General features: G+C 43.6%; 19 protein-coding genes and 2 tRNA genes. 8 read left to right on the top strand and 13 right to left on the bottom strand.

What is annotated here, in order from left to right; genetic code table 11:
- Positions 1-221: 221 nt before the first annotated feature.
- The 3 genes from AAFN85_RS28895 to AAFN85_RS28885 all read left to right on the top strand — a co-directional run bounded on the left by AAFN85_RS28895 (position 222) and on the right by AAFN85_RS28885 (position 3,210).
- Entirely contained in the window at positions 222-779 is a 558-nt protein-coding gene (locus AAFN85_RS28895; RefSeq protein WP_347531447.1) for a BfmA/BtgA family mobilization protein, read from the top strand.
- Positions 780-824: 45 nt separating this feature from the next.
- Entirely contained in the window at positions 825-1,799 is a 975-nt protein-coding gene (locus tag AAFN85_RS28890; RefSeq protein WP_347531446.1) for a DUF5712 family protein, read from the top strand.
- Between the two features lie 166 nt (positions 1,800-1,965).
- Positions 1,966-3,210: a PAS domain-containing sensor histidine kinase gene (locus AAFN85_RS28885; protein WP_347531445.1), complete on the top strand. Its 1,245-nt coding sequence runs from the start codon at positions 1,966-1,968 to the stop codon at positions 3,208-3,210.
- Positions 3,211-3,358: 148 nt separating this feature from the next.
- On the opposite strand, the gene AAFN85_RS28880 is transcribed toward AAFN85_RS28885, so the two are convergent.
- The 9 genes from AAFN85_RS28880 to AAFN85_RS28840 form a co-directional block, all read right to left on the bottom strand.
- Positions 3,359-4,828 (bottom strand): PAS domain-containing sensor histidine kinase, encoded by a 1,470-nt coding sequence (locus tag AAFN85_RS28880; RefSeq protein WP_347531444.1) that lies wholly within the window; start codon positions 4,826-4,828, stop codon positions 3,359-3,361.
- 3 nt (positions 4,829-4,831) lie between these two features.
- The gene (locus AAFN85_RS28875; protein ID WP_347531443.1) at positions 4,832-5,632 is read right to left on the bottom strand and encodes an alpha/beta hydrolase; all 801 of its coding nucleotides are present in this window, start codon (positions 5,630-5,632) and stop codon (positions 4,832-4,834) included.
- A 67-nt stretch (positions 5,633-5,699) separates the two neighbouring features.
- Positions 5,700-5,900, bottom strand: a complete 201-nt coding sequence (locus tag AAFN85_RS28870) for a hypothetical protein (protein ID WP_347531442.1) — start codon at positions 5,898-5,900, stop codon at positions 5,700-5,702.
- 475 nt (positions 5,901-6,375) lie between these two features.
- Complete coding sequence (locus AAFN85_RS28865) at positions 6,376-7,038, bottom strand: zeta toxin family protein (protein ID WP_347531441.1); 663 nt, start codon at positions 7,036-7,038, stop codon at positions 6,376-6,378.
- A 2-nt stretch (positions 7,039-7,040) separates the two neighbouring features.
- Positions 7,041-7,310 carry a hypothetical protein gene (locus AAFN85_RS28860; RefSeq protein WP_347531440.1) on the bottom strand — a complete coding sequence of 90 codons (270 nt, stop codon included), beginning with the start codon at positions 7,308-7,310 and terminating at the stop codon, positions 7,041-7,043.
- 157 nt (positions 7,311-7,467) lie between these two features.
- A complete protein-coding gene (locus tag AAFN85_RS28855; protein ID WP_347531439.1) occupies positions 7,468-8,697 on the bottom strand; it encodes a site-specific integrase in 1,230 nt (409 codons plus the stop codon).
- Positions 8,698-8,941: 244 nt separating this feature from the next.
- A tRNA-Leu gene (locus tag AAFN85_RS28850) sits at positions 8,942-9,026 on the bottom strand.
- Between the two features lie 50 nt (positions 9,027-9,076).
- Positions 9,077-9,149, bottom strand: a tRNA-Gly gene (locus AAFN85_RS28845).
- Positions 9,150-9,272: 123 nt separating this feature from the next.
- Positions 9,273-9,755, bottom strand: coding sequence for a RecX family transcriptional regulator (locus tag AAFN85_RS28840; protein WP_347531438.1), 483 nt, complete (start codon positions 9,753-9,755; stop codon positions 9,273-9,275).
- Between the two features lie 60 nt (positions 9,756-9,815).
- Here AAFN85_RS28840 and AAFN85_RS28835 point away from each other — a divergent pair, with 60 nt between their 5' ends.
- Both AAFN85_RS28835 and AAFN85_RS28830 read left to right on the top strand, forming a co-directional pair.
- On the top strand, positions 9,816-12,278 hold the full coding sequence (locus AAFN85_RS28835; RefSeq protein ID WP_347531437.1) for a bifunctional UDP-N-acetylmuramoyl-tripeptide:D-alanyl-D-alanine ligase/alanine racemase: 2,463 nt from the start codon (positions 9,816-9,818) through the stop codon (positions 12,276-12,278).
- 13 nt (positions 12,279-12,291) lie between these two features.
- Positions 12,292-12,882: a DUF502 domain-containing protein gene (locus AAFN85_RS28830; RefSeq protein ID WP_347531436.1), complete on the top strand. Its 591-nt coding sequence runs from the start codon at positions 12,292-12,294 to the stop codon at positions 12,880-12,882.
- A 307-nt stretch (positions 12,883-13,189) separates the two neighbouring features.
- On the opposite strand, the gene AAFN85_RS28825 is transcribed toward AAFN85_RS28830, so the two are convergent.
- Positions 13,190-14,446, bottom strand: a complete 1,257-nt coding sequence (locus AAFN85_RS28825; RefSeq protein ID WP_347531435.1) for a TCR/Tet family MFS transporter — start codon at positions 14,444-14,446, stop codon at positions 13,190-13,192.
- A 489-nt stretch (positions 14,447-14,935) separates the two neighbouring features.
- On the opposite strand from AAFN85_RS28825, the gene AAFN85_RS28820 reads away from it, so the two are divergent.
- Both AAFN85_RS28820 and AAFN85_RS28815 read left to right on the top strand, forming a co-directional pair.
- Complete coding sequence (locus tag AAFN85_RS28820; protein ID WP_347531434.1) at positions 14,936-15,295, top strand: hypothetical protein; 360 nt, start codon at positions 14,936-14,938, stop codon at positions 15,293-15,295.
- A 2-nt stretch (positions 15,296-15,297) separates the two neighbouring features.
- Positions 15,298-17,127, top strand: coding sequence for a hypothetical protein (locus AAFN85_RS28815; protein WP_347531433.1), 1,830 nt, complete (start codon positions 15,298-15,300; stop codon positions 17,125-17,127).
- A gap of 101 nt (positions 17,128-17,228) precedes the next feature.
- Here AAFN85_RS28815 and AAFN85_RS28810 read toward each other — a convergent pair whose 3' ends face one another.
- On the bottom strand, positions 17,229-18,491 hold the full coding sequence (locus AAFN85_RS28810) for a TCR/Tet family MFS transporter (protein ID WP_347531432.1): 1,263 nt from the start codon (positions 18,489-18,491) through the stop codon (positions 17,229-17,231).
- 93 nt (positions 18,492-18,584) lie between these two features.
- On the opposite strand from AAFN85_RS28810, the gene AAFN85_RS28805 reads away from it, so the two are divergent.
- On the top strand, positions 18,585-20,534 hold the full coding sequence (locus AAFN85_RS28805; RefSeq protein ID WP_347531431.1) for a TlpA disulfide reductase family protein: 1,950 nt from the start codon (positions 18,585-18,587) through the stop codon (positions 20,532-20,534).
- Positions 20,535-20,656: 122 nt separating this feature from the next.
- Here AAFN85_RS28805 and AAFN85_RS28800 read toward each other — a convergent pair whose 3' ends face one another.
- On the bottom strand, positions 20,657-21,364 hold the full coding sequence (locus AAFN85_RS28800; RefSeq protein WP_347531430.1) for a TIGR00730 family Rossman fold protein: 708 nt from the start codon (positions 21,362-21,364) through the stop codon (positions 20,657-20,659).
- Between the two features lie 30 nt (positions 21,365-21,394).
- Positions 21,395-22,870, bottom strand: a complete 1,476-nt coding sequence (locus AAFN85_RS28795) for a sodium:solute symporter (protein WP_347531429.1) — start codon at positions 22,868-22,870, stop codon at positions 21,395-21,397.
- Between the last annotated feature and the right edge of the window lie 55 nt (positions 22,871-22,925).

Below are 22,925 nucleotides of genomic sequence, written 5' to 3'. Positions count from 1 at the left end.
GAAGCGGTGGTCGCTTCGCGAAAGCGGAGGGAGCAAGCGGAAGTTGGGCAGAGCCCTACTTTGCTTGCCCTACGCTTCGCTACGGGGGTTTTACGTATCCTCCGGGGATACTTTAGGGCGTTTCCGCCTATGAAATAAAAGAAAACAGGATACCCGGCGGTATCCTCGATAGGGGAATAAAAACTTAGCTGCATATACAGCTATTTGACCGTTTTGAGAATATGAGCATAGAAGACATTAATGTGAGATCAGTGAGATACCCGGTTGCGGTAGATCAGAAGTTTGAAAAGATCGCCCTTAAACTGGGCAGGACCAAGCGGCAGGTGTTTATTCAGATGGTCGATTACTTTTATAAAAGCAAGAAAGATCCCTTGGACCTGAATGATGAGTTGTTAAGGAATGCGCTGATGAAAAATCATCAGCAGTATATTGGTTTTATCCGAAACCAGGAGAATATGCTGCTCATTCCGATCAAAACGGAAATGGACAGGATGATTGTATCACAAGTCAAGATCATCGAGAGTTTCAATACGCAAGTCCTCAAGGCAAATACGGACCTGCTGAATAATCAGCATGCTTTGGCGCAGAAGTTAACCGGCATAGATGCGCTGATGGAAACGATCTCGAAAAGTCAAAAGAGCAAAGATAACTTAAAAAAACAGTTCCTGTTCATTCTTGATGGTTATATTAAATCCAGGGATGCTTTCGGGATGATGACCTCGGGCCGGGAAAAAGATGAGCTGATCGCTGTTGCCAGATCACAGGTCGGTTTGCTTTGATTTGATTATATATTTATTATTCGCCTTTAGGGGATAGGGGGTATTATGTTTATCAATATTACAGATAGTAAAGAAGCGGCAAACAAAGGCAGCAGCGCGGGGCTGGTAAATTACCTGGAAAAAGAAAACCGGATCGACCATAAGCCGGAACCAGAATACTGGTTTAACGGACAGCAGATCAGGATCGAGCCTTATGAGGTCATGCGCAGTATCGATAATAATGTCGCGAAACTGGGTAAAGACGATGCTAAGTTTTTCCTGGTCAATATCAGCCCGAGCCAGAAGGAGATCAGGTTTTTAAAAGAACAGTATGGTGAGGATGGTGCTAAAGAACAGATGAAAGGTTTCGCGGTCAGGGTGATGGATGCCTATGCAAAAAACTTCAACCGGGGCGGCGTGAACACTAACGAAGACCTGTTATGGTTTGCCAAGCTGGAAAACTACCGTTATTACAGCTATAATGACCAGGAGGTAAAAAAGGGCTTTAAACAGCGGGGCGAACCTAAAGAGGGCGAGCAGATGCATGTGCAGGTTATTGTTAGCCGTAAGGATATAACCAATAAGATTAAGCTTAGCCCGATGAATACTTCAAGAGGAAAGAATGCGGAGCATTCTAAAAAGATGGGGCAGTTTGACCGGGTAGCATTTAAACAGAGCGGGGAATCCCTTTTTGACGGCCTTTTTGAATTTGACAGGCCGCTTAAGGACACGATGGCTTACGCCAATGTTCAGAAGAACGGAGAACTATTACAACGGGAACAGCTGGGTGTTTTGGTAGAAGGTGCTTCGCAGAATTATGAAAGCAGGTCGGTGGCTAATGAACTTGCCCATGGGGTTGCTAATGGCTTATTTACAACTACTACCGGGATGCTATCGGCAGCAGGTAAGACAACGGCAAGTTTCCTGGAAGTGATGCTGGAACCTATATATTCTGGAAGTGCTAACATTGTTCCGGAAAGTGAGATTGAGGAAAAGAAAAGGCGAAAGAAAAAATCTCAGGGCCAGCAGATATCACGTTGAAGCAGTGTGCTATTATAAATGGATATTTTTGTTTTGATAGATGATGCGGCCATGCGGCTGCGGCAGGCGGCTGCATTACACCACGCGCTTCGCTCCGGGTTCCATTACGCCGCCAGCCTCGCCACCGCTCGTGCAGGAGTGTATTCGTTCCTTATACACACCTGCCTTGACCGCCCACAGATTATCGGTTAGTCACAGCACCGCAGTCACAAAATTAGCTACGCAGGAAAACAGTCAAGGCTATATAAACCGGCTATCGCCGGGCCTTGACAGTTTTCCTGCTAACAGCTCCGGTTGTTTAAGCAGTGATATGACTGGGTGTGTTGCGACCGACGTGACAGTTCAGGTGGACGCCCGCCGGGAAATAGAACTGGCCAAGGAAAACTTCCGGCTGATCGCCGATAATATTTCCCAGTTTGCCTGGATGGCTGATCCGGAGGGGTCTATCTTCTGGTATAATCAGCGCTGGTTCGATTATACCGGCACCACGCTCGAAGCGATGCGGGGCTGGGGCTGGCGCGAAGTCCATCACCCGGATCATGTGGACCGCGTTGTCGAAAAGATCGCCCGTAATTTTAAGAACGGCGAAGCCTGGGAAGATACTTTTCCATTGCGCCGGGCGGACGGGGAATACCGCTGGTTCCTTTCCCGCATGGTACCAACCACGGCCGCGGACGGAAAGGTCATCAGTTGGTTCAGCACCAACACGGATATTACTGAGCAACGTAAACTGGACGAGCAAAAAGATGATTTTATCAGCATCGCCAGCCACGAACTGAAAACGCCGCTGACCAGCCTGAAAGCCAACCTGCAGTTACTGGAGCGGATGAAGGATAATTTGTCGAACCCGATGGCCCCAAATCTGATCGACAGTTCGAACAAAAGCATGTATAAGATCAGTACGCTGGTCGACGACCTGCTCAACATTAACCGGTTCAGCGAAGGCAAGCTCCAACTACAGAAGACGCGGTTCAGCGTCTGGGAAATGCTGAATGCCTGCTCAAACCATGTGCGGGTGGACGGAAAGTATGAACTGATCGTGGAAGGTGATAAGCAATTGTACATCTATGCCGATGAGCACCGGATTGATCAGGTAGTGGTGAATTTTGTGAATAATGCGGTGAAATATGCACCCCATGGCAGAAAGATTTGGCTGATTGTTGACGACCTGGGCGACAACGTAAAAGTATCAGTGAAGGATACCGGCGCAGGTATCCCTGCGGAACAGCTCCCGCATTTGTTCGACCGTTACTGGCAAGCCGACCAATCCGCACCGAAGTACAACGGCTTGGGTTTGGGTCTGTTTATCTGCGCGGAGATCATTAGGCGACATGGCGGCCGCGTTGGCGCCGATAGCGTGCTCGGAGTAGGCAGCACCTTTTGGTTCACCTTGCCGGTTGAAAGGTTTTAAGCATAAGTTGATTTATTAGTATGCTGACAAGTAGTTTGAATATTAATTTCGGACGAAAAAATGTATCGGAAAGTTTTTATTGGTCTCTGAAGTACCAAGCACATGATCTGTAATTGATATGGACCTGCACATTGGTAAAAACAATAAATTATAAAGGCAGCGTAAACCAAAAAATGCTGCCTTTGCCTAATATACTAGTAGCTCCAATTTCTCCACCATGTTTTTTGATGATCTCGGCACAGATATATAACCCCAGACCAAGGCCTGAATAATAACTGATCTGGCTGTTTACCTGATAATAACGTTCAAATAAAAAAGGTATTTTATCTGCCGGGATACCCGGCCCTTTATCACTGACTTCCACGCGAACAGTTTCGCTGGTTCGGGATAGCTGAATAAGTATTAGTTTGCTGTCCGGCGCGTATTTCACGGCATTCGTAATTAAATTGTTCATTACCTGCTCGATGCGGCCTTCATCAGCCATCACCGTGATATTTGTGTCGCCTTCGGTGATCACCTCATAGTGCTGGTCGATCCGTATCTGGTGCACACAATCACCGATCAGGTTGGTCAAATTGACCAGGGTTTTGTTCAACGGCAGCTGTCCTTCTTTGATCTGATTCGTGTTCAGCAGATCGGAGACCAGGTCGCTGATCCTATTGACATTCCGGTTGGCCTTTTCGATCAGGCCGGGAAACATTTTATTGCCCGGGTCGCTTTTCATGCGGTCCAGCAGTTGCAGCAGACCTTTTAAACTGGTGATCGGGGTTTTCAGTTCATGGCTGGCGATATTGATAAAATCATCGCGTCTGCTGACATCCTGGATGTGCTGGTCGATATTGGCGCAGGAGCCGAACCAGTTGGTGAGTTTGCCGTCTTCATCCAAAAATAAGGCTGCTTTGAGCAAGTGCCATTCATAAACACCTGTGGGGTTGATGAGCCGGACCTTTTGTTCAAAAGGCTCGCCGCTGCGCAGGCTTTCATGCCAGTTACGTAGCGCATCTTTGCGGTCATCAGGATGTACTTTGGAAATGATAAAACTCACGCGGGTGAATTTTCCGTCACAATCAAAGTATTGACAAAAGCGGGCATTCACATAATCCACATAACCAGTGCCCGTAGCCGTCCAGATGATCTCGGGCACCAGGTCGGCCATAAACTCCAGTCGTTTTTTCTCGTTCTCAGCCAGTTTTTTGGATTGCAGGAGTTCCCTTTCAAAAGTCTTGCGTTCAGAAATATCGATAAGCACAACGTTAACCGCCAGTAAGCGGTTGTTATTGTCCAGTTTGGCGGAAGCATTGAGCAATACCGGGAGTACGGCCCTATTCTTTTTCAGGATCTCGTAGCTGAATTCCTTAACACCCTTGTTCACGGTCGCCATCGGCCAAAAAAACATTTCAAAATGCATTTGCCCGCCTTTGGATAAAAGCTGTGAGAATTTTTGGTCCAAAAGTTCGGTGGATGTGTAACCCAGCCAGTTCAGCAGCGTTTGATTGATCTTGATGATCGTTCCGGCGGATGACAGTGAAAAATAACCGCAGGGCGCGTGCTGGTACAATTCCTCCAGATCAACCAGTGACGCTACTTCATTTTTTCCGTCACCGGTCGGCTTTTTCATCGTTTAATTCAGTTGGATAAACGAGCGGATCGCGTTGATCGTTTCTTCGGGTTCGCTGATATGCGGGCAATGGCCGGCCGCTTTCATTTGAAAAAATTCATTATTGGGCGTATGCTGATGCACATAGTGGCCCACGGCGGTCGGGGCAATAATATCGTCCGCACATTGCAGGGTCAGGCTTTTAACGGAAAGCTTGGCCAGATCGGCGCGGTTATCGGACAGGAAGGTTACGCGGGCAAAGTCACGGGCGACATCGGGATCTGTCGAACAGAAGCTGCCCGTCAGAAATTCTCCTAATTCGGGCCTGTCGGGATTGCCAATAATGGCCGGGGCCATCGCGCTTGACCAACCCAGATAATTATTTTCCATAAACTCGAATAGGCCTTCCAAATCCTGGCGTTCAAAGCCACCGGTGTAATTGTCGGCGTTCAGGTATCTCGGTGACGGCCCGATCAACACCATTTTTGAAAAATATTCGGGGTGGCGGTTAGCGGCCAGGATACCGACCATGCTGCTGACCGAATGGCCGACGAAGATGGCATCTCTGATATTTAATGCTTCACAAATATCGATCACGTCCTGGGCGTACCCATCCAGTGTGCTGTATTTGGAAGAACTGTATTGCTGTATATCGGATTGGCCGGAACCGGTATAATCGAAAAGGACGATTTTAAAATCATCGCTGAACGCGTCGACCACGAATTTCCAGGCATTCTGATCACAGCCAAAACCATGGGCGAACAACATCACCTGATCACCGTCTCCAATGATGTTGACGTTATTGCGTTTGAGAATTGGATTCATGCCTGGGGGTTAAATAGCTAAGATATGTTTATCCCTAAGCTTAACGCAATTCAACGGATATAGTTTTTTATTCCTCAAATAAGTTGCCGGGAGTGAGCGGCGGCTCATCCGGCGGGGATGCGTTTGGTGGCAATTCCTCCGGTTCGTGCTGCGGGTCTTCCTCGGGTATTTCGGCTTGCTTAGGATCGTGTGGCTGTTCGATCTCTGGTTTCTTACCGGGCAGCGGCATTTCGGGCTGTTCTCCGGGGAAAGTGTTATGCTCGGTCATCTATATCCAACCAACATTTTATTATAATGTTTATTTGACCTTTAGGATAGTCTAAAAAAGCATTTAAACTGGGCAAATCGGTGTTTATTATTTAGTGTCAGTAATTCAGAACTTACAGTTTAACAATCTATTTAATACTTTCTGGATGCAAAAGTGTTTTCACAAAATTGAGATTGAACACTTATTTCGGTGATTTAGCACGCTTCGCTTTCATTCAATTAGTCACAATTATGGCGAAATCGCGTTTATAAAATTCCATAAAAAAAGTTGCCAGTAAATTTGACAACTTGCCTAAAAATGTGATCCCGGAGAGATTCGAACTCTATATCGAACGATTATGATGTAAAAGACACTTAATAAATTTGGTCAGTGTGGCGCATTTAGGCTCTCATTGTGCCAATGAAAAATAAATACCTATAAATGGTATCGACACTTCATTTGATTTCTAAATAGAAATATACATTCAATCGTTTCTCTAACGTCTGGGACCTTGACGATGTTCATTATTGTTGTCTCGCTCCGGAAAAGTACGACCGAATTGCTGTACAATTGACGAAATAGTACACTTAGCCCATTCAGACAAGTCATTACTCACAAAAAATATTTGCCGGTTCTGCACGCTTAGTAATGATTTTAGTTCGTATAAATCTCCACTGGCATCGATGAATTCAAGATTGTCGAAACGATCCGCCAGGTATTCAAAGTTTTTTAATCCTTCGATATAATTATAACGGATGCTACCTGTGTCGACAAAATGACCGCCTCCTTTTACACGCGCAGTCACACGGTCCATGGATTGCTTAACATTGCCCAGGCCAATATAAATTATGTTGGCGATATAGTTATTTTCCTTGAACCGGTTTACGATATTCATTAGTCCGGTATCCCTGAGATTTGTTTCTACCGTAAAATCTGTTTTTTTACTTATTGCTTGTATTATGCAGTCCTGAAAATATTGCTCAACTGCGTAAGAAACACTTTCGCCTGGGAGGCCGGGATAAAGTGCTTCAATCTTTGCAGCCTCTTTATCAGCGTCAAAGATAAATGCACCGGCTGCGGATAAATCTTTTGAAAAAGTAGATTTACCTGCACCGTTCGGCCCCGCTACGATCAGTAGTTGCGGGTTATCCAAGGTCATAACTAAAGGATTTTGATCAGGTGTGCTGTGCCTTGGTCATCTATTCGTACCAGCTCTTTTCTATCACGATACTCATGCACCATGTAGTCGGTGTTGGGACAGACCGCTTTATCGAAGTAGGTGAGATAGCCATTCCTGTTGAATGTTTCGCGCATAACGGCATCAGCGGTAGGACGAAGCCTGTCGGCCAGTTCCTGACCCGACAATTCGAATATCGATTTGGAACGTATGTCTTTTACTGTGCTGCGCATGATCTGTTGTGATGTTCTCATACAAAATTAACTAAAATAATTTATCTAAATCAATGTTTTGAAGCAGCATAAGCTTATAATATACCTTATGCTGCTTTTGGTTGTCTATATTCTTCAGTATTATCAAATCCTCCATTACGTTAGGTTTTTAGTGATTGTAAATGCTGGATGTTTAATATCAATCTATTAGATGGCGTTTGGTGATCAACTGATTAATATCGTCGCTGACTTTATTATCAGTAAGTTTAGCATAATGTTGTGTCTGTTTAATCGATGAATGTCCGAGTATTTTAGAAACGGTTTCTATGGGAACTCCATTACTCAATGTAACCGTAGTAGCAAATGTGTGCCTTGCGATATGGAATGTAAGTGGTTTATCTATATCACAAGTATCAGCTATTTCTTTTAAATAAGAATTCATCTTTTGGTTGCTTAAAATAGGCAGGAGTAATCCGCTTACAACGCATCTTGGATGCGCTTTATATTTCTCAATGATGGCTAGAGCCTCTGGCATGAGTGGCATTCTTGTCGAAGCGCCGGTTTTCTGCCGATTAGTAAAAATCCATAGATTTTTATCGATGCCAATATGCAGTTCATCTGTCCGTAATTTTTGGACATCAGCATAAGAAAGACCAGTGTAGCAACTAAAAACGAAAATATCCCTTACGCTTTGTAATCTTTCGTTATTGAAATTTTTGGTAGCAATGGCATTTAACTCATACTCAGTTAAAGCGTGTCGCTGAACAGGCTTTTTAGTGAATTTGAAGTTTGCGAAGGGATCAGATGACAGCCATTTGTTTTTAACTGCAATTAAAACAATCTTTTTAAAGTTTGACAGATATTTCATGGTTGAGTTATGGTTGCATTTTTGAATGCCCTTCAGCCAGAAATCAAATTCTGCTATCGTTTCATGATTCAGTTTTCTGATGTCAAGATCCTCTGCGCCATATTTCCATTTTAGGAAGCTTTTTGTATGCTCCAGTGTTGTGGCGTATCGCTTGATGGTATTGCTTGCAAATTCCTTCCCTTCAAGCGCTTTCAATTGTTGGTTATGCTTATTGAATACTTCAATGATTGTTTTTTTCTCTTCATCGGCACCTGTCATATTCTTTTTGATGGCCTCGGCTGTAAGTTCTTTATCAGCTTCCATCAGTCGCCGCTTTGCCTGGTAGACTTGCTGTGTAAGTGTATCCAGGAAGGTGTTTAATTCCCGGGTCGTTTCTTTGCTACCGGTTGACCGTCCGGTCTTTGCACTCCAGGTAGAAGTGTGACATTTTCTTTTGGTAGATAGCTCACTGGATTTACCATCGACTGTAATTCTCAGGTAGATAGGATAAATACCATTTGGGCTGTTTTTGGGTTTGCGCATGAAGAACATTAACCCGAAGCTTTTTTCCAACATAATCATTCAATAAAAAAGTTAAACAAATGTCGATTTTGATGGCCTTTTTATCAAGATGTTCGCCTGTAGAACAGGTTGACATACAGTATGTTGTGAGCTTTTCGTTGAACGATTTTGAATACTCTTGCGAGTTCAACGAATCGTTCAACGAAAACATGCGGTTGAATGAATCTTTTGGAGGGGTTTTAAAAGAAAAAGCCCCTAAATCATATGATTTAAGGGCTTTTGAAGCGATTTTACTCTGCTTTTGTACTCAGAGCGGGAATCGAACCCGCACTCCGTTTACGGGAACAGGATTTTAAGTCCTGCGTGTCTACCAGTTCCACCATCTGAGCGGGTGTTAACCTCTTAAAATAAAACCCTTCTTTGTTATCGAAGGGCTTTGAGCGAAAGACGAGATTCGAACTCGCGACCCCGACCTTGGCAAGGTCGTGCTCTACCAACTGAGCTACTTTCGCATTGGTATTCCTCGCTTTCAGAGTTGGCTTTCGTTAACCGTTTGCCTATCTCGTTTGCGGGAGTGCAAATATAGGCAGAATTGAATAGCCTGCAAGAAAAATTTTCACTTTTTTTAAAATAGTTTATAACCCGCTGTTTTTCAAAACATCAGCGATCAACTCGGCTTCGTACCCGCGGCTCATCGCGTACTGCTGTAGTTTGTACCGGCGTTTCAGTTCGTGTTTTTCGGTCACGGTGCTTGCCTTTTTTTGCAAAAGGCGGGTGAGTGCGGCTAAGTAATCGTCAAGGTCGATACCAAGCAACGCCTTTTTTATCAGTACATCAGGCACCCGTTTTAACTTAAGGCCTTGCTTTATCTTGATCTTGCCCCAGGCTTTCTGGTTAAATTTGCCTTGCGCGTAGGCATTGGCAAAACGGGCCTCGTTTAAAAAATTGCCTTCAATAAGCTGACTGATAATTTGTTCGATGGCATCTGGCCATAACCCCCATTCGTAAAGTTTGTCGCGTACTTCTTGCTGCGAGCGTTCCTGGTAGGCGCAATAATGCTCGGCTTTGGCGAGGCCAACTTTAGGGTCGGTAATTTTTATAGATCGCGGCTGGTCCATCACACGTCAAAATTCGTTAAAAATTATGCTATTTGTTTTAAATATCTCCAAATTAGCAGCATGCCCAACACTACATATACTATAACAGCTATTAAGGAAATTATAAACGCAAGCGGCAATATCGTACATGATCATACTATCAGCGCTCTTTTCACCGATAGTCGCCGCATTAACAACCCGGCCGAGGGCCTGTTCTTTGCGCTTAGTGGCAGGCGTAACGGGCACGAGTTTGTTGCCGAGGCCTATGCTGCCGGTGTGCGTAATTTTGTAGTGGAGCATGGTCCTGAGTTTAACTTGCCGGGCGCTAACTTTTTATTGGTTCCTGATCCGCTGGCTGCTATGCAGGCTTTGGCCGCGTATCATCGCAGTCGTTTTGATTTGCAGGTGATAGGTATTACGGGTAGTAATGGCAAAACCATTGTTAAGGAGTGGTTGTATCAGTTGCTCTCGGCCGATAAAAATATTGTACGCAACCCTAAAAGCTATAACTCGCAAATTGGCGTGCCGCTTTCAGTGTGGCAAATTAATGAGCGCAACGAGTTGGGTATTTTTGAAGCGGGCATCTCTACCATTAATGAAATGGAGCATCTTGAAGCCATCATCAAGCCCGAAATAGGTGTACTTACCCATATCGGCCCGGCGCATGATGAGGGTTTTGAATCGCCAAAGCAAAAGATCCTTGAAAAATTGCTGCTGTTTAAAAACAGCAAGTTGCTAATTCATAATTATGATCAGCTGCTGGATTTTAAGAAAGATATCACCGCCAAAGAAACTTTTACCTGGAGCCGCAAGTTCCGTGAGGCCGACCTGTATGTTTTCAGCGAGACGGTGATCAGCAAAAATTACTACCTGCGGGCACGGTACCAGGCTAAAGAAATTGAATGCTTGATCCCTTTTACAGATCAGGCATCGGTAGAGAATGCTATTACCTGTTGGGCAACCATGTTGGCCATGGGCTATAGCGCAGTAGAGACTGATAAACGCATCGAACGCCTCGCCCCGGTAAGCATGCGCCTCGAATTAAAAAACGGCGTAAATAATTGTTCGGTTATTGATGATTCGTACAATTCCGATCTGCAATCGCTGGAGATAGCGCTTAACTTTTTATCGCAGCAAAATCAGCATCAGAAAAAAACACTCATCCTGTCGGATATTTATCAATCCGGACTTCAACAAGACGTATTGTACAAGCAAGTAGCCGAATTGATCCGCACCAAAAAGGTGGATAAATTTGTTGGGGTGGGCGAGGCTTTGCAGGCGCATCAACAGTATTTCGATGTAGCCGAGCAGCATTTTTATAAAGATACTACCACGCTGTTACAGCAATTAAAGTCGCTTGCTTTTAAGGATGAAACTATCCTGATTAAAGGTTCGCGCAGTTTTGAGTTTGAGCAGGTAAGCCGTGCGCTGGCCCAAAAGGCGCACGAAACCATTATGGAGATCAACCTGAATAGTTTGCTGAATAACCTCAACTTTTATCGCTCCAAACTAAAACCGGGTGTAAAAGTGATGGCCATGGTTAAGGCGTTTAGCTATGGCAGCGGCACTTTCGAGGTAGCCAATATGCTGCAATACAATAAGGTTGATTACCTGGCGGTTGCCTACATCGACGAAGGCGTAGCCTTGCGACAAGCTGGCATTAATCTACCCATCAAAGTGCTCAACCCCGAAGCTTCGGCATTTGATAAACTGATAGAATACAAATTGGAGCCGGTTATTTACAGCTTTGGTTTACTGGACGATTTTGTGACCTACGCCATCGGGCGTAATATTGCTAACTATCCTGTTCACCTGAAAATTGATACAGGAATGCACCGCCTCGGTTTTGAAGGTTATGAGATAGAAACACTATGCGATATGCTGGAAGCTAATCGGTATGTACGGGTTCAATCCGTATTCTCGCACCTGGCAGCAAGCGAGGCACCAGAACATGACGAGTTTACCAAAAAACAGATCAAGCGTTTTGAAAAGGCTTTTAAAGAGATAGAGCGGACATTAGGTTATAAAGTGATCAAACACATCTGCAATACTTCGGGCATTACCCGTTGGCCGCAGGCACATTATGATATGGTGCGGTTAGGGATAGGCTTGTATGGAATTGATTCATCAGTTCCTGCATCTGATACAGGCTTGCAACCCATTGCAAGCTTAAAAACAAGTGTGGCGCAGGTGAAAAAGATCGACGCGGGCGATACCATTAGTTACGGCCGTAGCGGCAGTTTACCCAAAGATGGTAAAATTGCCACCGTACGGATTGGTTACGCCGATGGCTATCTACGGGCTTTCGGAAAAGGTATAGGCAAAATGCTGGTAAAGGGCACTCTTGTACCAACAGTGGGCAATATCACCATGGATATGTGTATGCTTGATGTAAGCGGCCTTGACGTGCATGAAGGCGATGAGGTGATCATATTCGATGCCGAACAACGCATTGAAGAACTGGCTAAGCAGATAGGCACCATCCCGTATGAAATACTAACTAATATTTCGCAAAGGGTAAAAAGAGTGTACTTTTACGAGTAAATTGAGTTATTAAATGAACAGGGTAGCACGGGCATTATTCAGGTATTTTGTAAAGGGCATGCTGGTAGTTGTACCGGTTGGTGCGGCTATTTTCCTGATGTATTGGGCTGTGGCGAGCATTGATAAAGCTCTTAACCTGAGCGATCTGTGGGTTGATAAAGCAGGTAAGCATATCTACATCCCCGGTTTAGGCATCCTGAACGTGGTGGTGGTGATCATGGTGATGGGCGTGCTGGTAACCAATGTTATTACAGAGCCAATAAAAGCCTGGTTCAGGCGCTGGTTTGCACGTTTGCCTATTTTCGCTTTCCTGTACTCATCAATAAAAGACCTTACTGAAGCTTTTGTAGGCGAAGAGAAAAAGTTTAACGAACCGGTATTGGTTGATGTAAACGAGTTCGGCTTAAAGAAGATAGGTTTCCTGGTTCAGAAAGATCTGGCTAAGATAGGCCTGCCGGGCGAGGTTGCCGTGTATTTTCCATATTCATACTCTTTTGCAGGCCAGGTAGTTATTATTGCTGCCGATAAGGTAAAGCCGATAGATAAAAGCGCTGCCGATATTATGAAGTTTGTAATATCGGGAGGGGTGAGTGGATTGGACTGAGGTAAGAGGAGAGAGGCAGGACATCAAGAGTCAAGAATCAGGATAGAATAATAAGACAGACCAGAGTCAGGATATCAGGAATCAAGAGAGAAGAAGACAGATCGTGTTTACCTCTATCAAAAGTGCGTGGGGCTGACAGAAAAGCGGGCCGGGCGTATGGCCTCGTGGGCTGAAGCTTTTTTCTGTCTTGGGTTTTTGGTTACTTTTGGGCCAAGCCAAAAGTAACAGCCTCCGCGGCAAATGAGCGGCCAATGTTGTTGTGTTAGCTCAAAATATCTTTAGAACTCTCGTCGATTTAGACTCGAGCTTACGGTAGCGTTTTCACCTCTTTTACATCACTCAACCTATTCTTCTTAATACTCTTCACCGCCAAAAAAACAGCTATCAACATCAACACTGCCCCTAAAATATAAGGAGCACCCGGAAAATAAGTAGATGTATTACGATGCGTAAATAAATGGAAAACTGAACTCATCAACAGCGGACCAATAATAACTGCCAGACTGCTGATACTGGTGAGTGAACCCTGTAGTTCCCCCTGTTCTTTGGCCGACACAGTACCTGTGATCATGCCTTGCAATGATGGCCCCGAAATACCGCCAAGGCAATACGGTACCATAAATACATACATCATCCAGCCTTGGTTGGCAAAAGCAATGAGGGTTAAGCCAATGGTATAAAACAATAATCCGGCTATAATATTTTTCTCTTGGCCAAATTTGGGGATGGTAAGCCTGATCAACCCGCCTTGTATCGCTACCAATACAATCCCAATAAAAAAACCTAAAAAACCGATGCTTTTTAGTGTCCAGTCAAATTTTTCGGTAACATAAAATGATAGCACATATTCAACCGATTTTTGGGCAATATATACTAAAGAGAAAGCTCCTATCAAACCGGTTAAAGATGGGTATCTGCCTAAATTACGTAAAGAACTTATCGGGTTTGATTTTTTCCATTCAAAGCGTCTGCGGTTTTTGATGGCCAATGATTCTGGCAATACAAAATAGCCATATATGGCATTGATCAGCGCCAGCCCTGCCGCAAGCATAAATGGGAATTTAACATTCAATTCGCCCAAAAAGCTGCCTGTACCTATACCGATAATGAAACCCAGACCTGATGCCGCGCCTACCAATCCAAAGTTGGCCGCCCGGTTTTTTCCTGTGCTGATATCGGCAATGTAAGCTGTTGCAGTGGTGTTGCTTGCCCCGGCAAAGCCCGCGATGGCCCGGCCTATAAACAGCCAGCCAATGGTAGGGGCAAAGGCCATAAAAATATAATCGATGCCAAAACCGATCAATGACCCTAATAACACCGGCCTACGACCATACCTATCACTCAGGTTGCCCAAAAAAGATGAAAACAGGAATTGCATTGAAGCATAGGTAAACGTAAGGTAGCCATTATATTGCGCCGCGGTACTCACGTCAACGTGGCCCAGTGTTTCGAGCAATTTGGGCATAACCGGGATGATAATGCCCAGGCCAAGCACATCAATAAAAAGCGTTATGAAGATAAACCCTAAGGCGGCGGTGTGTTTTTTTTTAGGTTTGGCACTCATTAATAATGATAAAGGTTTAAACAGGCTAAAAGTTTGGCTTTAATTTATAGTTAGTTTCGTAGTATGTAACTGCCCGAAGTTCTGTACTGATATCGTCAGTCACCATGTTTTTAAATACTTACCTAATGGCGGCAAAGTAGTTTATTTATTATTAAATAGCTATTTAAATAACGTAATATTACGTGGGTAATTACCGTGATTATACTGATGGCTGATAACGTGGTAGCTGTACATTTGTTTAAAATTAGAGGGATGCTTATTGAAGAGTGGTTTCAATAAAAATGAATCGCTTGTTCGTATGAGTTGTGGCAACTAACGCCGGTTAGTAGTAACTTAATTTTATTACGTCCTTCTGGTACCTATGTTGCTTCAATATCATTAATTGCGAAAGTAGTAGGCTTATTTACATCTGTTATTTGATCCTAATTGAACCTATAAATTGTTTTTGTGAGTAGGGTCACGTTGCCTTAACCTTTAAACTGTATTACTATGTCAAATCCTTTAATAACCGTAAATACCGCGGCCGAATTTGATGCCGCGTTTGAGGATGAAAACAAATGTTATTTCGCCGTGCTTGGCAATAGTGCTGAGGCTAATGCGCTTGCCAGCGCTTCATTGCAGGTGGCTTTTTCAAATACACCGAGATTTGTGATGCGTATCACTAACACGGCTTCCCTGGAATTAAAACTACGAGCGTTGGCGGTGGCAGATGATGCGCAACAGCTAAACTTTGATGATTGGTGTGCGATCGCTTTATCGCCTAAAGCTACTATTGTAGAGATTTATGGAGATTACGACCCTTTAAATGCAGAATTAGGCTTCGAACTGGCTGAAACTTATCCCGATTGAAAATGAAAACCAAATCACTATTAAGTTTAATGATCGTGGTATTGATCATTGGGCGTGTTTATGGACAAGGCAAAACAGGAATTACCTCAAGGCGTGATACAACCGCTCAGTCCGGACCGGATAGTAAACTCTTTATAAAAGTAACTGAAATTGATGAGGACGGTAAAAGGATTGACTTTAACCCCGGTTATATTATTGTTGATCCCAATAGTAAACTGGAACTAAAAATTGATAAAGGTGCCCTTGCTGCGCTGGATAATTCGGCGCTGAGCCAGGATATTACCTTCCGGATGAACCGTATCAAAAAGGTGTTAAAAGGAGAAACGGAAGTTATTAAAATTGTTAACGATGCTTTAGCCGCTTACAGTAGTTCGCCCCAAAAAAAAGGCTACTTCACCAGTATGCAGCAATTGTACCCGCTAACCAATGTGATCAATCGCGACCCTGAAGCACGGGCCATAAGGGCGCGCTTCGGTATGCCTGCTTCCGTTCAGCAGGGCTACCTTGATCTTGCTAAAACCGCTAATTTATTATTGACAGATCTGCAAACCCGTTTGCTACAGGAAGCTAAAAAGAACGGTACTGTTGTGCAGCTGGGGGCCTGGCTCGAAACAAAACAGGCAGCAACTCCTATACATATTCCCGGATTTGATACCTACGAGCCACAAGCACCAACAACAGTCGAGCGTTTCCAGATAAACCTTACCGCTGATCAAAAAAAGGAATTACAAGAGATCTCATCTTTAGTAGATACGGCAAACACCAGCGGTTTACCCGCCGTGATCAAACTGGCTAAGGCCAACTTAGCCGAACTACCTGGTAGCGTTACCAAATTGGGTTCATATGATACCCTGTTGATAGTTTATAATAAAATACAAGCACTTGCTCAACATACCAATGCCGAACTCGGCGGATTAAAGACCGAGTTTGATAACCTGTTGAAAAGTGTGAATGATGTTAAACAACTGGCAGAGGGCATAGCCGATAAATACGCCAAACCTGCAGCATCTGATAACTTTCAGCTATTAAACCAGATAAATGATGATGCCGAACAGTTACTTGCATCCGGCTTGACTTTAAAAACCAACCTCGTTGCGGACTCCGCAACTATTCGTGGGCATGTAAAAAATGCAGTTGCAGATCTGCGGCCTGAGATCACGAGTCTCTTGTCGCTGTTTCCTAAACTATATCAAAGTATAATTTTTGATTTTAAAAACATCCCCCTAAAAGCAAAAGATATTTTAGAACAGCTAACCGCAGGAGATGACCTTGCGGCCTCGGCCTATGAATTTACCGAAAAAGTGAAACAACTATCAATTGATAGTTTACCTGACGTGGCTGTTGTTGATCTGAATATTGCGGGCTCCCGAAACCTGGGCGATCGGGTAACCATTAAACTTGCTTCGGGCCAGGCCGGCAAAAAATTAACCGAGCGTGAACAGCTTCATTACAACTTGTATTTCTGTAAAGTGTATGCCCGAACAGCCGTAGGCTTTTTATTTGTTAGCCCTACACCATCCTTTAAACGTTCTGACGATAAGGCGTTTTTCCGATATGCACCCTCGTATAGTATCCTGTTAAAAGGCTTTTGGAAAAGTGCCGAGCAAAGCCGTCAAAGCTTAAACTATCATAAATTATATGCCCCGGGTGTAGGCCTAAACTTTTCAGGACTTGATTTTAATGGCGATGGCGCGGCAGAACTGGGTATAGGAGGCGTTTTTACCCTATTTCAAGATTTTTTGCAGTTAGGATACGGCATTAACACAGAAAGTGGCAGGGGATACGCCTTCTTCGGCTTTAAACTCCCGGTTGGTTCTTTTAACATTCATTAACAGCAGGCAGGGTCACTATTTGCAGAAGATATGAACACGATAAAACAATAATGGCCCTCCCTGATAATTCAGGAAAGGTCATTATTGTTTAAAATAGAAGATCAATGCAATGGTGTAGCGGCATCAAAATTCTCTGCCGATGATTTTTTAACGTTTTTAAAATTACGGATAGCAAGCAACGCGCTGATCAGCATCAGTACCGCACCTAAAATAAATGGTGCCCCCGGCAAAAAGAACGGCCTTTTATCATTAGTGAAATAATAAAACAAGGTAGTCATCACCCAGGGGCCAAAAATTGCGCTCAGGCTCATTAAACTGGTAAGACCGCCTTGTAGTTCCCCTTGCTCGTTGGCCGGTACCTGGTTGGTCATGATGCCCTGTAGTGCCGGGCCGGCAATACCACCAAGTGCATAAGGCACCATAAAGGCAAACATCATCCAGCCTTGCGTTGCCATTGCAAACAAGATAAGGCCAACACTGTATAAAAGCAGCCCAACCCAAATGCAACGTTCCATACCCAATTTAGGGAGTATGATCCGCATTAAACCACCCTGTACAAGGGCTATCATTAAGCCGATAAAGGCGAGCGAATAGCCTACGGTATCTTCGCCCCATTTAAATTTTTCGAAGGTGAAATAAGTCCACACGTTTTGTACGGCCTGCCCGGCAAAGTAAACCAGGAACAGCGATAGAGCCAGCCCCATTACCGACGGATACTTTTTAAGTTGAAGCAGCGAACCCATCGGGTTAGCCCTTTTCATATCCAAGGGACGACGATGGGCGTCGTCCAAAGATTCGGGCAGGATAAAGTAACCGTAAATAGCATTTAAAAAAGCCAAACCTGCCGCCGCGAAAAACGGATATTGTACATCCATTTTACCCAGCACACCACCAATAGCCGGACCAATAATAAATCCAAGACCGAAAGCTACACCGATCATCCCAAAATTCTGTGCCCGTTTTTCGGGCGTGCTAACATCGGCAATATAGGCCGAAGCAGTTGTGAAACTTGCGCCGGTGATACCTGCAATAGCCCTGCCTAAAAACAACCAGCCGATAGATGGAGCAAAAGCCAGGAAAAGATAATCAACCCCAAAACCTAATAAAGAGCACAGCAACACCGGTCGGCGACCATATTTGTCGCTCAGGTTACCTATCAGCGGTGAAAATAAAAACTGCATTACCGAGTAGGCCAGCGTTAAAAAACCGGCATATAACGATGCCTCGCTTAAGCCCGCATGGATCAGTTTTTCAATTAGTTTAGGCAGCACGGGTATAATGATACCTAAGCCAACTACATCTATCAGTAAAGTAATAAAAATAAAGCCAAGGGCTTTTTGAGGTTTATTTTGGGCGGAGTCCATACCGCAAAGTAAATTATTAAGGTTAATAATTGTTAAAATAATTGTATTTATAATTATTTGTATCTAACTTCAACTATAAAATTAGTTAAACCTATGAAACCACACAAATCAGTATTGCTGCTGCCGGCCTTGTTGGCTATGCAGAGCGCTTTCGCGCAAAACAACAATCTTAAATTATCAGATAACTATCCTTCGGCTACCGAGAAAATTAAAATTGCCTACAAACCTGAGGGCTCCTTGTTGGCTGGTAAAAAGGATATCAGCGCGCAGGTGTTTTTTATGGATGGCAAGGATTATCCCGTAGCGGATGTCGACTTAAAAGCTTCGGGGCAAACCCTTGCAGGAGAGTTTACAATTCCATCTGCAGCAAAGGCTTTTTTTGTCAGGGTTTTTAGCGGTAATGATGTTGATAGCAACGGCGACAAAGGATACATTTTTCCTGTTTATAAAGATAAGCAGCCAATTGAAGGCGCTTATGAATCTGAGGCTTACATTATATTAAGTGGGGTTGGCACCAACTTCGCCAAGATAAAACCGGATATGGATGCTGCGTTAGCCTTGTTTAAAAAAGAAAAGGAAGTTTATCCTAACGGAGAGAAGAAATACGATTACACCTACTATTATTTATTGGGCAAAAAGAAGGAAGCGCCATATATCGCCATTTTAAATGATAAGGTAAAGGAGTTTGAAAAAAGCACCAGGGAAACTGATTTACAACTGGCGGCCAATATTTACACATGGTTAGGCAAAAAGACATCTGCCGATTCATTAAGTAATATTTTGAAAGCCAAATTCCCGAAAGGAGAGACTGTTGAGAATGAAACAGTTTTTGCGATGGTGAGGGAAAGGGATATTGCAAAGAAAGACTCAATTTACACATCTTTTATTGCAGCTTTTCCTGAAAGTAAAAATTTGAACCTCGATTATGTTCGCACCCAAATAGCTGTTGGCTATTTAAACGCCGGTAATAATGAGGGTTATGAAAAATATGTAGGCCTTATCAAAAATAAAACTAATCTGGCCAGTAGCTATAATAATATAGCTTATGATTGGGCCGAAAAAGGCGAAAAGCTCGAGCTGGCCGAAAAACTATCCAAACAATCGTTAGATATTGTGCAAGAAGCATCTAAAGCACCAAAACCGATGCCATACTATTCGCCAAAAGCATTGGTAAAACTAAACAAGGATACCTACAACATGTACGAGGATAGTTATGCCTATATTCTGTATCGCGAAAAAAAATATACCGAAGCCTTGCCATACCAGAAAGAAGTTTTTGATTATGATACCGAAAACGACCCAACCACCAACGAACACTATGCCTTAACATTGAATGCTTTGGGTAAATACGCCGAGGCAAAAGCTGTTGCCGAAAAAGGGATAAAAGGGGGTAGGGGAACTAAAGTATTGAACGAAGAGGTGAAAAAAGCTTACATCGGCCTAAACAAAAACGATAAAGGTTTCGATGAGTATTTTGCCGGGTTAAACAAGATCTCCAATCAAAAGAAGCATGAAGACTTGGCTAAACAGATGATCAATAAGCCGGTTACTAATTTTGCCTTGAAAGATTTTACCGGTAGTACAGTTTCTTTGGCAGACTTGAAAGGCAAAACCGTAGTGGTTGATTTTTGGGCAACCTGGTGTGGCCCGTGCAAAGCATCGTTCCCGGGGATGCAGTTGGCAGTGAATAAATACAAGGACGACCCTAACGTAAAATTCCTGTTTATCGATACCTGGGAAAACGGCGATAACTATGCCTATGACGTAAAGAAATTTATTGCAGATAATAAATACACTTTTAATGTGCTATTTGATGAAAAAGGCAGCGATGGCCGTCAATCGAAAGTTGTATCTCAATTTGGGGTTGAGGCTATCCCAACCAAGTTTGTGATCGATAAAAATGGCAATATCAGGTTTAGCATGAGAGGATACAGCGGATCGGACGAAGCTGTTTTGGAAGAAGTAAGTGCAGCTGTAGATATGGTTAAGGAATTGGGTGAGACTGCCAATGCATCGCCTGCGTCGAAAGAAAATATGAAATAGTTTTTCGAGCTGAAAGCAGAACGCTTAAGGCTGAAAGCAGATGAGTTTTACTATTGCAAACCTAAAACTATATCAAGTAAAAATGCCGCCCCAATGGAGCGGCATTTTTGTTTGGTATGCTCTTAAAAATTCGGCTTAAGCACGTATTTGTTATAGAAACGCGTGATATGCTCAACCGCTTCTTCCGGGGTATCAACTACGCGGTAAAGGTTCAAATCATCCGGGTTGATGTTATGTTGATCATTCAGCATTTTATCTTCAACCCAATCAAACAGGCCTTTCCAGTAATCAACGCCCACAAAGATGATTGGGAAGCGGGCAATTTTACCTGTTTGGATGAGGGTGATAGCCTCGAACGATTCGTCCATCGTACCAAAACCACCCGGCAGGATAATGAAACCCTGCGAGTACTTCATGAACATTACCTTGCGGATAAAAAAGTAATCAAACTCCATCAGTTTATCCCTGTCGATGTATTTGTTGTGGAACTGCTCAAAAGGCAACTCGATATTTAAACCTACCGATTTACCGCCGTTTTCGTAAGCTCCTTTGTTGGCCGCCTCCATAATACCCGGACCACCACCCGATATTACACCGTAGCCATGCTCGGTAAGCAGGCGGGCGGTATCTTCGGCCAGTTGGTAGTATTTGTTATCGGTATGAGTACGTGCCGATCCGAAGATGGATACGCAGGGGCCAATCTTGGCCAGTTTTTCAAAGCCGTCAACAAATTCGGCCATTATTTTAAATATCTGCCAGGAGTCGGTTACCTTAATTTCCTGCCAGTCTTTGTTTTCGAATGCTTGTCTTATTTTATCTTCTCCGGTCATATCTGTTCTGTATGTGAAGTTTTGTTTTAACTATGTGGTTGCTAATTTGTTTTTAGGTGATGATGTAAGCAACAACCCAACAAAAGTAAGTAATCCGTTTACAATGATGAGTTCGTTACCAAAAACATATCCGCCTAAATATTTTTTTGATTCGGCATTTAATAAATAACATATAGCAGGAGAGAGGATACAAATAAAAGGCACCAGCTTATCCTTCACCTGCCTGTTGCTCACAAACAAGCCGAACGAATATAAGCCTAACAGCGGCCCGTAAGTGTAAGAGGCTACTGTGAATATTGCGCTAACCACGGCATCATCATTAATAACATTAAATATTATGATGGTAAGGAACATCAACCCCGAAAAGGCTATGTGAACCCAGTGCCGCACGGCTACCATTTTTGGGGTGTTTACGTCGGCGCGTTTGTTAAAGCCTAAAAAGTCTACGCAAAAAGAAGTTGTTAAAGCGGTAAGCGCCGAATCTGTAGTGGCAAAGGTTGCAGCCGTTAAACCCAGCATAAATACCATGGCCGGTACCACGCCTAAATATTGCAGGGCTATGGTAGGGTACAGATAATCGGTTTTGGCTACGCTGATGCCGTTTTTGGCAGCGTACATGTAAAGCAAAGCACCAACGCTTAAAAAAAAGATGTTGATTACCACAAATACCCCCACAAAGCTGAACATGTTTTTTTGTGCTTCTTTAATGTTTTTTAGGCTGAGGTTTTTCTGCATCAGATCCTGATCAAGGCCCGTCATGCCGATGGTAATGAACAGCGCACCGAAAAATTGCTTGCCTAAATGTAGCTTGCTGGCCGCGAAATCTTCAAAGAAAAAGATCTTGGAGTAGCTGCTGTTTTTAATAGCTTCAGCTGCCTCAAAAATATTCATGTGCAGGCTTTGGCAGATGAAGTATATCGACAGGAAAACAGAAAGCACCAGGAAAAACGTTTGCAAACTATCGGTAATGATAATGGTTTTTAATCCCCCTTTAAAGGTGTACGACCAGATGAGCAGCAAGCAGATCAACACCGTAACCGCGAAAGGAATATGATAGCTATCAAAAATAAATTTCTGCAATACAATAACCACCAGGTACAACCTAAATGCCGAACCTATAACCCGGCTTACTAAAAATATGGCTGCTGCGGTTTTATAACTCCAGGTGCCTAAAGCGCCTTCGATGTAGCTATAAATTGATGTTAATTTAAGCCGGTAATACAAGGGTAGTAATACGGTAGCAATCACTATAAAGCCCGCCGCGTTACCCAATACAAACTGAAAATAAGCGAACTGATCAGAACCAACCTTGCCCGGCACCGAAATAAAAGTAACCCCGCTCAGCGCCGTTCCTATCATTCCGAAGGCTACCAAATACCATTTGGAGTTGCGGTTGGCTACAAAGAAAGTATCATTATCCGATGATTTTTTGGATGTGAGCCACGAAATAATGAGCAATACCAAAAAGTAACCGATAATGAATGATAATAATACTCCGGGCGACATAGGCGTGTGTTTAAGTCGGAAGTCCGAAGTTCGGAGTCCGAAAGTTTTCTTGCAA

Source organism: Mucilaginibacter sp. CAU 1740 (assembly GCF_039839285.1).
Classification (GTDB): Bacteria; Bacteroidota; Bacteroidia; order Sphingobacteriales; family Sphingobacteriaceae; genus Mucilaginibacter.
This window is presented reverse-complemented; position numbering and strand designations above follow the sequence as displayed.